Raw genomic sequence first — 13,367 nt, 5'->3', positions numbered from 1 at the left:
TTCCTCTTCTTAACGGAAATCAATCGTTCTTCATACTCCTTATGTTCAACTATTTTTATGCAACACTTCTATGAATTCTGTATACGTTTTGCAGCGAATAAGCTGCTGGACGAGCTGTTCATTATTTAAAATTTCAAGCAAAATATGATACATAGTCTGTAAATCTTCTGATTTGGTGCGCTGTACACAGAGCATACAAATAAACTGTACCGGCTTACCATCCCAATCGATTGCTTTTTGTAATGTACAGATGGCCCAGAACGTAGAATCTGCGAAAGGTTCCATCGGATGCGGGATCGCGACCAAGTTGCCAAATGAAGTGGGGGAAACGGCTTCACGCTCTATCACCGATTGCAGCAGGGGGCCTTTTATAAGATCTGCTTCGTGTATTTTTCCGGCTATAAATTTAAGCACTTGGAGTTTGTTCTCAAACTTCTGCTGAAGGAAGACCAATTTTTTTCGTACATACTGCACAGCAGGAAGTCTGGCTTCAGAAATGGCTTGCTCAATTTTCGTAATATCGGAACTGCCCAAAAATGTATTCACATGGATCATGGGGATAGAAAGCGGTTCTGAAATGGGGATCGTGCTAATGACAAAGTCCAGTGTATCCAACGGCATTTGTTTCAGCTTATAAAGTTCAGTGGTTCCCACGATATCCAACCTGGAACCGAAGACCGATTGAAGCTTGTAATACAGCAGCTTAGCACTGCCGAGTCCAGAAGCACATACGATCATACATCTTTTGGGTGCGCCCTCCATTTTCTTTCTTTCCATCGCGACTCCGATATGAATGGCTAAATATCCAATTTCATTTTCCTCGATGTGTATATGAAGCCGCTGCTTGATGACCTCCGCAGCAATGATACCTGCTTCAAAGGCAAGCGGGTAATTGGCTTTGATTTCATCCAGCATAGGATTACGCAAATTCATTCCGTATTGATAACGGTTGATCACTGGTTTGAGGTGAAGGCAAAATGCAATCAGCAATTCTTGATCGTTATGAATGTTCATCTTCAACTGCTGATCAATTTGGTCTAGTATTTCGATAGTCAGTTCGTAGATATCTTTATCAATGATCTTTTTAATCTCCATCTCATCCATACGGACACTAACGACGGTCCTTACACCCAACAGGTGAACAGCAATGTACGCAACTTCAACAAGTGGAAAGGAGGGCTTCATGTTTTGTTCCAAGGCGGATACGATCTCAGTCGCCACCCTAAACTCTTTTTGCGCTTCGATTTTTTTCATCTCTTGCGGATAATACGACACATACCTTTCTTCACGAATTCGCTTACATGCTATAGCAATATGAATGACCAGATTGTTCAGGGCAATGTCCGATAACTGAATATCATGGATCTCAATACGATCCAGAATCACTTCTCTTATGAATTCCATCTCTTCGTTAGAGATCAGAGGAGGGTGGGACATCTGCTGCTCGCCTATTTCATCTGTCCTACTGAATATATAGTCGGAAATGCAATAACGCAGCTTGGCCTCATTCCCTTTGACTCGAATACCATGATAGGGTTTATTCTCCAGAGATAGTCCGTAAGTTGCCAGCAGCTTGCGCAGTTCTTTGAGGTCATTCTGTAAAGTGGATCGACTAACATACAGGATCTCGGCTAAATCATCAAGTTTGACATATGCATTGGTAAGCAATAGCTTTTTCATTAAAAAACGATTTCTAGCTTCAGAAGAACTCGCTAATGGATAGGGCCCATTATTTTCATCATCCTTTAATTGCTTCAGCAGATGATGAAATGCTTGTTCGTCCCGAATCTCTAACTTGTAGCCTGTTCCTTTAAGGGGTTTAACTGCTGCTCCATGCTTTGACAACAGCGCACCCAATTCCTTTAAATCCGTTCGTATCGTTCGAGAAGATACCTTCAATGCATTTGCCAAGTGTTCTCCTTTGACCATCTGTTCAGCAACCAATATACGAAGAATATCAAAAATACGCACAACGAGCCCCCTTTCTTAGCTGTTTCTGATGAACAGTATACAACGGTTAGAGCGTAACCAAAAGAAGGGTTGACAACAGCGTGAATCCTAGATGATCTTGACACACTCGCAGATTCGGCGATATAGTAGATACAATAAGTCTTTGATTGAGGTGTAGTTATGAAATTTACAAAAGCAACGAATTATGCTCTGCACACTATGCTCATGCTCGTTACTGATTCGTCGGTTAAGCCGGTAGGTGTTCAGCAACTGGCTGAATCCCAAAATGTTTCACCAACTTATCTTTCAAAAATTTTGACGAGGCTTGTGAAGGCTGGAATGATCGAATCCGTTTCTGGAGCCAATGGAGGCTATCGCCTATCCCGTCATAAAGATGACATTACCTTTTTGGATATTATCCATGCCATTGAAGGTACGAATTCTTTGTTTGAATGTGATTTCGTCCACGGTTCTGAGTGCCTGATTCAAGCTGTAATGAGGGAAGCAGAGGAGAAAATGGAACGACATCTAAAAAATACGAAATTGGTCGATTTGGCGCAAAAGCAAGCACAAGTGTAAAGTGAGCGATTTTATATAGAAAGAGGGTGGTTGCCAGTTATGTAAAACGGTGTTTTTTTGGTTATATCGAAGACATAAAGAGTCTTTAATATCTTTTAAAAGGAGTTGGGTGTTATGCTATACGATTGCGCTATTATTGGCGGAGGGCCTGCTGGGTTGAATGCAGCCCTCGTGCTGGGCAGGGCAAGGAGAAGTGTGGCCTTGATTGATAATAATCGGCCCAGAAATGCGGTTACGCATGCGTCGCATGGTTTTATTACAAGAGACGGCGTAACGCCAGCCGAGTTCCGCCGTGTAGCTTATGAGGAAGTGCTGCGTTATCCGTCTGTCCATCATCTGCAAACCGAGGTTGTTTCGATTATGAAAAACGTATCCGGATTTGAGGTGCTTGATTCGTCAGGCCTCCGCGTTCAAGCGCGAAAATTGATATTAGCGACGGGCGTAAAGGAGATATTCCCTGAGATCGAAGGTTTTTATCCGTTATACGGGAAAAGTTTGTTTAATTGCCCTTATTGCGACGGCTGGGAGCTGCGGGATCAACCGCTGGTCCTCGTCTCTGAATCGGCGGCTATATTTCATACAGCCAAACTACTCCTTAATTGGAGCAAGGATTTGATCGTCTGTACGAACGGTCATGCATCCCTGTCGGACGAGCAAAAAGAACGGCTTCAATCCAAGGGGATAGTAGTAATAGAGCAACCTGTTGCGGCGTTCATCGGTCACAATGGAAAGCTTGAGCACGTGCGCTTTACGGATGGCACTCAAGTCCCGAGGATCGGCGGCTTCGTGACTCCCCAGTTTGTACAAAGTGCACCGTTTGGAGAACATTTGGGCTGTGAAAGAACGGAGTCGGGCGGGGTCAAGACGGATGAAGCGGGGAGAACCTCCATACCTGGTGTATATGCTGCCGGGGATTCATCGTACTTCATGCCTTCTCAGTTGATTTTTGCTGCGGCCGACGGCAGTCGAACCGCTGCGAGCGTAAATATGGATTTAACAGAGGAAGATTTCAACGAATGACGAGAAATTGGAAATGTCCAATATGGAAGATCAGGTAGATTCCAATATTCAATAATAAAAAAGGCAAGATAAAGCTGACGATGCCCCGTATATAAAAAGGGTTGTCGTCAGCTATTTTTTTAATTACCTCACACCTAGCGTGTTCATCATCTGTCTGAAGGAACGCACATATTTATCCGGTGCCAACAGGTTAACGATTCGCGCCAGTCCTTTCTTGCGAATAGATTCGCGTTGAGGTACGTTGTTCATCAGGTCTAGTCCTTGCAGTATCGCCTGCAAGATGTCTCCCTGCTGATAAAATTTACCGGTTTCGTTGTGGTCAATGAATGCTCGTACTCCGTCTGAATCAGAGCTTAATACCGGGCAACGACAGGCCATCGCCTCAGCAACTGCATAGCCGAATCCCTCCACCAATGAGGTCGATAGCAAGTAGCCGCCTGAGTCGCCAATCATGGAGTAATACAGGGGCATATTGGCATGAGGTACGCTTTTAAAACGTTCGATAATGGAGGACATGCCAAGCTGAGTAAGCATTTTTTCGAATTGTATTTTATCCTCCGGCTGTGACAATGTTTCATCATAAAACATCCAGATTCGAAGATCCGCACGGTTTTGCAGCATCCAGTAAGAAATATCGACAAAATGCCTCCAGTTCTTGTTGGGCTCTAGCCGTCCAACCCAGGCAATAACCGGATTAGCTGGAGGAGTGTTAGGTACATAATTAAATACGCTGGTATCCAGCACGTTTGGAAACACATAGCGATTAAGCCATGGACACATGGTGGAGAAAAGATTCACTAAATGAGTCGTATCTGGTAGGAGCACTGCATCGGCGTAATTTTGAAGATACGGAACTGCATCTGCAACAACCCAAGCCGCTTCTTCGTGAGGGCCAAAGCCCTGCGATTCATAGATCAATATCCCCTGATAGCCCAACATTCGCAATCTGGGGAGCATAGGGTAGTCCGAAGAGACGATAATTGCATCGTAGCGATGAGTCTCCACCAGCTTTCGAATTTCTTCTTCAGAGGAAGTCGTGAACACTGGAATATCGCCGTGCAGGTTCTGCATCCCTGTACCCTGCTGATAATAGAGAAGATGACATTCGATCCCGTCCTGAATGAGCGCTTTACAACGCTGGCGATTCAAGGTTTCTACGCCGCCGCTGGGTATATAAAAAGTAAATAGAACTTTGATCTCAATAACCTCCTTTGCCAACCACAAGCTCTAATACCAAGTTATTCAACCAACAGGACGGGGTGTGGGTTTCTATGGAAGCCTGGATTGAATTAGCGCATAATTATGACTGAGGCGAGAATCTTCCGGGGAGCGTTCTGTTGCTTCTTTCGCAAATTCACATGCTTTGTGTAAAAGGCCTAACTCGTAGCAAGCGAGGGCACCAAGATCATACAGCGTGGCGTCCCAGCAAAAATCCTCTTGCATGTACGTATCCGGTCGTGTAGAAATTTGCAGCGCTTCTTCAACCATATGATAGACGGCGGGCCAGTTCCGCGTATGATAGGCCAGCTGAGCCATTTCCGTGTAAGGTTCACGTAAATACGGTGCTTCCGCAATAGCCCGGTATAACCAACGTGTTGCCTCTTGCCATTGTTCACTTGCTTTATAGGCTCTAGAAATAAAGCGCATCGAAGCACTGCGTTCATCTGCCCAGCGTGCCTGCGGCATGGCAAGATGTTGTTGCAGCGTAGCAATGCACTCGTCCCAACGGCCATGATACATATATTCCCGCCCCAAGTAATGCATGTTGCGGTCATCCTCGGGAAACTCGCGCACAGACTGCTCCAGCAGTGGAAGGTATTGGCTGCGGGACTTGTGCGGATCGGGATCATGATACAAGCGGAGCTGGTCTGATCGGATGTTGCGTTCTTTACCCTCTCCGATATATTCAAGCACCTCGTGAACTGGGCGTACCCAGCGGTACCCGTGACGAGTGTGTATTTTTTCTTTCCAGAACCATGTATAAACGGTATCTTGCCCAGGCTGTCCATGTGTAAAGGCATATAGCATCCGGGTAGTTCCTTCCTTCCAGTTGCGTTCCAGCCGCGACCGCCAACCCTCCTCCCAGACTTCGTCCAGATCCGTACAGACACAAATATCTATATCATCAGGGACCAGCCGTAGGGACTCATTGCGAGCTTTGTCAAAACGCCAAGGAGTTACCTCTATACGATGCACCTCTGCACCCGCTTCGTGTAGCAGGGAAACAGTATCGTCTGTAGAGCCGGTGTCCGCTACAATGACAACATCGGCTTCACGCATGGTGTGCATCCAGCGTTTGGCGAATCGGGCTTCATTTTTGCTAATGGCATAGACAGCTATTTTGTACCGATTCGATTGTTGCATTCCGCTTGCTCCTCCTTTGACTTACTTAAAGATTAAGGGGTGAGTGTGGGGGACATTTTTATTGGGGAGGATTCAGGATTGAGCTGAAGAACTGTCGATTATGCAGGACGTACGGGTCGTTGGGAATGTAAATGGCAGCTTGCTCGTTGTGCCAATTCGCACGTGTGTAATCCTTCATCCGAAAATGGCAAATGCATAGCTGGATATGAGGAAACCACGTTTGGTACGCGTCTTGTACCGGGCCCATCGTGTCGGGAGGATTCAGAGTGGTAGCCATGTCGTACCAGTAAATAGCTTTGGAGATCTCATTTTTATGCAAAAAATAATGACCCATCCGACAGCACAGATCAGCCCTGGGCGTATCGAAGGTCAAACTATGGAGAGCCGCCGTAATGCTTTGCTCCAGCTTGCCAAGCTGTTGTAGACAATCAGCCATTTTGCTACATGCACTAATCGCGTCCTCTGCCCAGCATTGTCCAGTATCCAGAAAATCCTGGTAACCCTGCACAGCCTGCTCATATCTTTTATTGTCTCTTAACTCGTTAGCGTAATAGTAGAGGTCACGAGGAGAGAAGGCATGACCTTGGGCGAGCAATTTCTCATAGATTCGCAGGTTTCGTCCTGGAGAGACCGTGTGTGTTCTAGTGTGAGTTATGGCGATATCGGCATGTTGAATATTCCCGTTTACGGCGAGGTACTCATGCACGGCTCCGTGCCAACGGAACCCGGCTGACCTTCTAACTAAGCGGTTTCGACGAAAATGTAGGGTGACATTGCCGTGATCATCAAAGGCATAATGATAATTCATAGACACGGAATCCACGATTGGTGTGGCTGAGGAATCAAGGGTTTGCTTCAGCTCAAGCAGCTTGACGGCGTCCTGTTCCTTCAAAATATCATCGGCATCCAGCCAGAGAATGTATTCCTGCGTAGCTTGTTCAAACGAATAGTTACGTGCAAGGGCAAAATGATCTACCCATTCAAATGGAAAAATTCGATCTGTAAAGTTGCGACATATGTCAATGGTCTGATCCTGTGAACCCGTGTCCACGATGTTGATTTCATCCATAATAGGATGGATCGATTCCAGGCAACGGCCAATAGTATTTTGATCATTTTTGACGATCATGCACAGGCTGATACTGATCAATTGAGTACCACTCCTTTGGGAACCTTCTAAGGATTCAGGTCGAACATAAAGCTTTATTTATCAAGAGGTCTGATTATAGAAGCCCTGCCGCAATCGCGGCAGGGCAAGGATGACAAAGCCTAAACGGGCTGTGCGGCTTTGTCGATAAGGTATGGTACGTCGCTTAAATATAATGTGGTAGAAAAAAGAACGTTAGAGTCCGGTAGGCCCTGTAGGTCCAGTCGGCCCCGTAGGTCCGGTAGGTCCAATCGGTCCTTGTGGACCAGTGTCTCCTGTTGGTCCAATCGGGCCAGTAAATCCAAGGCCAAACGGTCCGGTAGGTCCAGTCGGCCCTGTTGGTCCAGCGGGTCCCGTAGCGCCTGTGTCGCCAATAGGTCCGACAGGCCCGATAGGTCCAGCAGGTCCGGTAAAGCCGGTGGCACCCGTAGACCCGACAGGTCCGGTAACACCTGTGTCACCCGTGGCGCCTGTAGGTCCGACAGGTCCAGTAGCACCTGTATCACCCGTGGCGCCTGTAGGTCCGACAGGTCCAGTAGCACCTGTATCGCCCGTGGCACCCGTAGGCCCAACAGGTCCGGTAACACCGGTGTCGCCCGTGGCACCCGTAGGCCCGACAGGTCCGGTAACACCAGTGTCACCCGTGGCGCCTGTAGGTCCGACAGGTCCAGTAGCACCTGTATCACCCGTGGCGCCTGTAGGTCCGACAGGTCCAGTAGCACCTGTATCGCCCGTGGCACCCGTAGGCCCAACAGGTCCGGTAACACCGGTGTCGCCCGTGGCACCCGTAGGCCCAACAGGTCCGGTAACACCAGTGTCACCCGTGGCACCCGTAGGTCCGACAGGTCCGCTAACGCCTGTAGCGCCTGTGGCACCCGCAGGCCCTGTAGCACCCGTAGGCCCGGCAGGTCCGGCTGGGCCCACAGCTCCAGCTGCACTTGCTTTAACAAGAGCAATAGAATCAATGGCTACATCAGCAGTGTTAGCCAAGGCATTTTTACTAATAACCAAAAAGGCAAAGGCTGCGTTGGCTGGAACAGGAGCTGTTACTTCATACAGGCTTTGCCATGTTCCGTTCACAGCGTCTGGCAATGTGCCTGCGCTCAAATAGGTAGTCAGCCCCGTGCTAAGGAAGCTAAAGGTTGCGTCATAGTAATACAGAAAAATGTTAACTTGAGGACTGGACAGGCTTCCTATTTTTGCAGCTGAGAGGCTTAATGTATAGCTTTCGCCTGGTGCAGCAAAAACGACCTGGGAAAGAGATGCATCTACTGCGCCTCCTGTCAGGATCGCACTATAAAAGTTTGTCTTTTTTACGGATAAGTTAGTGACGGTCACATTTGCAGCGTTCCAAAAAAGGGTAGATCCAGTCTCGAAGTCGCCGTTATTAACTAGATTGGTAAATAGTACGGTCATCGTTTTTTATACACTCCCTTCACACGTTGTAATGATAGTAGATGCGAATCCACGCCGTGGCGAACCGTACAAGTTTACGAGGGCAGATGCGCATTTCCATGTTCACATTTTAGACACATTATTTTAAGCTTCTATTTAAGTGACGTTAAGCTGGAGTTATATGTGGGGGGGTATCATTAGAATTTAAAAGTGTAGCATGAAGTGCGAGGAGACCGCTCCGTGAAGGCTTTGAGCTTCCGATCGCTGTTGCAGTAGGATTCTTCTTTGATTAGATAAGACATATAAAGGTAAGAATCCTACAGCAAAGGCGAACGCTAGCGCTTCTCCAGCTTCAAATCCTTCGCTTCGCTGCTACCTGCTTCCCATGCAACATTTTGGGGGAGGGTAACAGCAGGGAGGAGACCGCTTCGCGAAGGCTTTGGGCTTCCGATCGCTGTTGCCGTGGGATTTTTCTATGATCAAATAAGACATATAAAGGTGAAAATCCCAAGGCAAAGGCGAACGCTGGCGCTTCTCCAGCTCCAAATCCTCCGCTTCGCTGCTACCTGCTTCCCATGCAACATTTTTGGGGGGGAACAGCAGGGAGGAGACCGCTCCGCTACTCATGCAACATTTTAGGTGGGAGGGAAGTAGGGGAGCAGCAGGGAGAAGATTACGATAAAGGAAAGGGTGGAACATGTGCTCAAAGTGCAGCAGGTAAGCAAGTGGTATGAGGGCAACCGGGGTGTACATAAGCTGGATTTTGAAATGCAGCGCGGTGAAATTGTTGGTTTCCTGGGGCCGAATGGCGCGGGTAAAACGACAACGATGCGCATGATTACAGGGTATCTTCAACCCAACGAGGGAGTGATTACGATTGATGGTATCCCGATTCAGGATAAGGGCAGACAAGCTCGTTCCAAAATCGGTTATTTGCCGGAGACGCCCCCTTTATATGAGGATATGTCCGTAAGATCCTATTTAAAGTTTGTAGCTAGTATTCGGGATGTGCCTGCGAGAGAGCAGAAGCTGCGTATTTCAGAGATGATGTCCAGGCTGGGACTGAATGGGCGGGAAAAACAATTAGTCCGCAGTTTGTCAAAAGGGTATAAACAGCGCTTGGGACTGGCAGGTGCGATTATTCATAACCCGGATTTACTGGTGCTAGATGAACCGACCTCGGGGTTGGACCCCAATCAAATTTTGGAGATTCGTCAGCTCATTCAGGAGATTGGCGAAAATCATACGGTATTGCTCAGCACGCATATATTGCCTGAGGTAGATGCTTTGTGCAATCGTGTTCTCATCATCCATGAAGGGAAACTGGTCATGGATGGGCGCCCTGACGCGCTCGGCGGTTCGATGGAAGATGGATTTAAGGTGAAGGTGGAGGTTAAAGGCAAGCGTGAGCAGGTGCTGGATGTCCTGCGTACTTGGGGAAAAGTAGAGGTTGAATCTATGGCGACCACGCAGCCTCCAGCGAACACGAAGCTGACTGCCGCAGAGCCAGAACTGACCGGATTGCTACTCACAGGAGCCTCCGGTGAGGATTTTCGCGAAGAACTATTTTATGTGCTGTCTGATGCGAAGCTTCCGATTTTAGAGATGAAAAAAGAAAGCCTTAGCTTGGAAAATATCTTCCAGCAGTTAACGACCCGCGAGACGGAAGAAGGTCAGGTCGGCGATCCAGCAGTACAAGACCTACATTCCTCGGAGGATGCAGCACCTACGGCCATCACGGTGGAGCATGGAGAAGCTGCGTCCAGCAACGATAAGACTGAAGAAGATAAGCATACAGGAGGTAATCGGTCATGAGGCGTTTGTTCGCGGTCTGTCAAAAAGAGCTGCAAGCCTATCTGTGGACACCAACAACGTATTTTGCGCTTGCAGTGTACATGCTGCTGACGGGGTTACTTTTTTATACCAATTTTGTGATGTATCAGCCTAGCATTCTGGACTATCGGCTGGTACTCGGCGACACCTTGTCCATGCTGGTGTTCGTCGTCCCATTACTCACGATGAGGCTGGTTGCGGAGGAATTCAGGCAAGGTACGGATGAACTGCTGCTTACCTCACCTGTGAGTGTGACGGAAATGATCGTGGGTAAATTTTTGGCGTCGTTGGGCATGTTGCTCATATTAGTGCTGTGTAGTCTAGCGTATCCGGTCGTGATGTCCTTTTATGGGTCGCTGGATTGGACGCTGGTATTAACATCTGTGATTGGTCTGTTTATGCTTGGCGCAGCCATGATGGCGATCGGCTTATTCGCTTCGACGCTTTCACAGCATCAGATGATGTCGGCGGTCGTCAGTTTTATTATTTTACTTGTGTTCTGGATGCTGGATTCGTTTGGTGGACAGACGGGTGCATCTGCGGCGGTACAGCAATGGCTGGAACCTTTTTCACTAACCGCACGGTTTGACAGTTTCACCAAAGGATTGCTGAATGGAGCCGATGTGATGTACTACGTGACGGTGGCGGTACTCTTTTTGTTATTCAGCATCCAAGTGGTTGAACGGAAACGGTGGAGGTAATGAATATGAAAAAATGGCTGGGTCATACCAATAGTGTGGTACTATCGATTGCTGCTGTAGGGATTTTTATTTTATTGACGTTATTTCTGCGTTCGCTGGGTGGCTTTCAACTGGATCTGACGGCAGGGAAGCAGTATACGCTGTCTGACCAAACGTTGACGACCATCCAGGATGTAAAGGAAGACGTACGATTGATTGCCTTTACCGTATCCACCTCGCAAAATCAGAAGCTGAACCGGGATGTTACGGATATGCTGAATGAATACGCCAAGCGTAACAGCAAGCTCAAGGTCGAGCAATACGATCTGAATCAGGAACCGATACTGGCCAAGCAATATGGTGTTACTGCAGCGTCTATTGTGTTGGTGCAGGGGGAGAAGAAACGGGTTATAGATATTGGGAGTCTATTTACGCAAGCTCAGGGGAGTGGTGAAGGGGCATACCAATTTACGGGGGAAGAAAAGCTGACGAGTGGATTGTTGGGATTATCATCTACCCGTCAAGGAAAAGTGGCCTTTCTAACTGGACATGAGGAAATCCCATTGTCCCAAATGACTGAATTAAGTAGCTCACTGTCACAAGATAATGTGAAAACAGAGGAAGTTCAGCTCAATCAGGCGGGTAGTGTACCCAAAGATGCGTCTGTATTGGCTATTGTTGGACCAGAACGTGATATCAGTGCAACAGAACTGAAGAGTATTCGTACGTATCTGAATGGTGGCGGAAAGCTTTTTATGGCACTAGGCTTTCACCCGAACATGGGGTCCGATTGGAAAAACCTTGATGCATTAGCGGCTGATTATGGAGTGAAGGACACTCATGCCATCGTGGTGGATCAAGAACAGACGAATACACTTGGACCGCTATGGACGGTTCCTACCTTCGGCAGTCATGCGATCACCGATAAGTTGGCGGCTTCCAATCTGTACCCTGTTCTTTCATTGTCTATTGCTTTGCAGGCAGGAGAGCAGAAGGATTGGAAGACGACGCTTTTGATGAAATCTTCTGGAGCTAGCTATGGTGAAACGAATATCCAAGGTCTGCTGAACAACGAAACACAGAAGGATGACAAGGACCCGCAGGGGCCGCTGGATCTCGGTTATGCGGTAGAAGGGAAAGACGGCAAGCCCAAAGCCGTTATTCTCGGAACGTCTGCCCTCTTAAGCGACACTGAGATCGGCACAGGAGGCAATCGAGACTTTGTGCTGAACAGTCTGAATTATGTGCAGGAGCATTCTGATGGGCTCACTATTCGTCCTCGTCAGGAGCAGGATTATAAGGTAGCTTACTTGACTCCTGCACAAGCGAAAACGATATTGACCATATCTGTCATCGGATTGCCGTTGCTGTTCGCGGTCATCGGAATCTTATTATGGTGGAGGCGAAGAAGAGCATGAGAAAATGGATACCCACAGTGCTGCTGTTAGTTGTATTGGGAGCGGGTATAATCTATGCAAAGAGCCAAAACTTTTTTCATGAACAAGCGCCGGCTGCTCGTCAGCTGATTCAGCTTACGCAAGAGAATATTACGTCTTTCGCAATCACTGGAAAGGACGGCAAGTCGGTGGAACTTGAACAACATGATGGCCAATGGAGTATGAGCAAGCCACGGACTTACCCGCTAAACCAATATACAATAGACAATTGGCTAGCGGCGATTCAAAATGTAAAGTTGGGTGAAGTGGTGGAATCTTCCCCTACAGACGTAGCCAAATATGGGATCTCCGCTACCCATGATCAGATTGAGATTAAGACCAAGCAGGGTGACGTTCGTACCTTTGCTTTCGGTGAAACGTTGCCTTCCGGAGATGCTGTTTATGTATTATCAGACAAAAAAGAGATAGCTCCTGTACCTATAGATACTCTTTCAGGGTTATTGCTGGGTGCTGAAGATTTTATAGATACAACGCCGTTCGATTGGGACGATACCAAGCTGAGCGGAATAGAGTGGGAAGGCCAAAATGCTTCATGGATGCTCAAATCCTCCGGTAACAGCGGGACCGGAGACAGTGCCTCCACATCTTGGACGCTGAACGGAAAGTCAGTAGCCAGCGACACGGCGATTTCCCTCTCGCAGCAGATCAAAAACCTGGCCAGCAGTCAGGCCTTGCGCAAAGCCTCTGAGCTGAGCAAGCCTGTCCACCGCTTTACGCTAAGTGTATCGCTGGGTAAGGATGATTCCCAGCTGGTCTATCAGGGCTGGACGCTTAAAGATGATCCAGATACCGTATGGGTTGTACCGCCACAAAGTAACTGGGCTTATGGTCTGTCAGTATCTGACGTAAACCGTACTGAACAGAATGACCACGACCAAGCTCAGGCTGGAAAATAACCATTAGTAATTAAATTAGCTGCACAAAGAGGCTCCAACGGCGGAT

Annotated in this window: 10 protein-coding genes and 1 pseudogene; 6 read left to right on the top strand and 5 right to left on the bottom strand. The window is 47.7% G+C overall.

What is annotated here, in order from left to right; translation table 11 throughout:
• Nucleotides 1–45: 45 nt before the first annotated feature.
• Entirely contained in the window at nucleotides 46–1,971 is a 1,926-nt protein-coding gene (locus tag ACYCS5_RS05955; protein ID WP_459760950.1) for a BglG family transcription antiterminator, read from the bottom strand.
• 159 nt (nucleotides 1,972–2,130) lie between these two features.
• Here ACYCS5_RS05955 and ACYCS5_RS05950 point away from each other — a divergent pair, with 159 nt between their 5' ends.
• Nucleotides 2,131–2,529 carry an Rrf2 family transcriptional regulator gene (locus ACYCS5_RS05950; RefSeq protein ID WP_029518303.1) on the top strand — a complete coding sequence of 133 codons (399 nt, stop codon included), beginning with the start codon at nucleotides 2,131–2,133 and terminating at the stop codon, nucleotides 2,527–2,529.
• Between the two features lie 114 nt (nucleotides 2,530–2,643).
• Entirely contained in the window at nucleotides 2,644–3,549 is a 906-nt protein-coding gene (locus tag ACYCS5_RS05945; RefSeq protein ID WP_459760949.1) for an NAD(P)/FAD-dependent oxidoreductase, read from the top strand.
• A 123-nt stretch (nucleotides 3,550–3,672) separates the two neighbouring features.
• Here the strand turns inward: ACYCS5_RS05945 and ACYCS5_RS05940 are convergent, their stop codons facing one another.
• From ACYCS5_RS05940 to ACYCS5_RS05925, 4 genes and pseudogenes are all read right to left on the bottom strand, one after another.
• Nucleotides 3,673–4,767, bottom strand: a complete 1,095-nt coding sequence (locus tag ACYCS5_RS05940; RefSeq protein ID WP_039272645.1) for a glycosyltransferase family 4 protein — start codon at nucleotides 4,765–4,767, stop codon at nucleotides 3,673–3,675.
• Between the two features lie 51 nt (nucleotides 4,768–4,818).
• Nucleotides 4,819–5,913 carry a tetratricopeptide repeat-containing glycosyltransferase gene (locus ACYCS5_RS05935; RefSeq protein ID WP_069012658.1) on the bottom strand — a complete coding sequence of 365 codons (1,095 nt, stop codon included), beginning with the start codon at nucleotides 5,911–5,913 and terminating at the stop codon, nucleotides 4,819–4,821.
• A 58-nt stretch (nucleotides 5,914–5,971) separates the two neighbouring features.
• The gene (locus tag ACYCS5_RS05930) at nucleotides 5,972–7,063 is read right to left on the bottom strand and encodes a glycosyltransferase family 2 protein (RefSeq protein WP_459760948.1); all 1,092 of its coding nucleotides are present in this window, start codon (nucleotides 7,061–7,063) and stop codon (nucleotides 5,972–5,974) included.
• 198 nt (nucleotides 7,064–7,261) lie between these two features.
• Nucleotides 7,262–8,476, bottom strand: a pseudogene (locus ACYCS5_RS05925) (NTTRR-F1 domain); the annotation flags it as partial.
• Between the two features lie 678 nt (nucleotides 8,477–9,154).
• Between ACYCS5_RS05925 and ACYCS5_RS05920 the strand changes: the two are divergent.
• The 4 genes from ACYCS5_RS05920 to ACYCS5_RS05905 are packed head-to-tail and all read left to right on the top strand — an operon-like array spanning nucleotide 9,155 to nucleotide 13,321.
• The gene (locus tag ACYCS5_RS05920) at nucleotides 9,155–10,270 is read left to right on the top strand and encodes an ABC transporter ATP-binding protein (protein WP_459761303.1); all 1,116 of its coding nucleotides are present in this window, start codon (nucleotides 9,155–9,157) and stop codon (nucleotides 10,268–10,270) included.
• Nucleotides 10,267–10,989 carry an ABC transporter permease gene (locus tag ACYCS5_RS05915; protein WP_029518315.1) on the top strand — a complete coding sequence of 241 codons (723 nt, stop codon included), beginning with the start codon at nucleotides 10,267–10,269 and terminating at the stop codon, nucleotides 10,987–10,989. The genes ACYCS5_RS05920 and ACYCS5_RS05915 overlap by 4 nt, the downstream gene beginning before the upstream one ends.
• A gap of 5 nt (nucleotides 10,990–10,994) precedes the next feature.
• Entirely contained in the window at nucleotides 10,995–12,386 is a 1,392-nt protein-coding gene (locus ACYCS5_RS05910) for a GldG family protein (protein WP_029518316.1), read from the top strand.
• Nucleotides 12,383–13,321 carry a DUF4340 domain-containing protein gene (locus ACYCS5_RS05905; RefSeq protein ID WP_459760947.1) on the top strand — a complete coding sequence of 313 codons (939 nt, stop codon included), beginning with the start codon at nucleotides 12,383–12,385 and terminating at the stop codon, nucleotides 13,319–13,321. The genes ACYCS5_RS05910 and ACYCS5_RS05905 overlap by 4 nt, the downstream gene beginning before the upstream one ends.
• Nucleotides 13,322–13,367: the final 46 nt, after the last annotated feature.

Source organism: Paenibacillus sp. SEL3 (assembly GCF_054602585.1).
The sequence above is the reverse complement of the archived record's forward strand: the minus strand, read 5'-3'. Positions and strand labels throughout refer to the sequence as shown.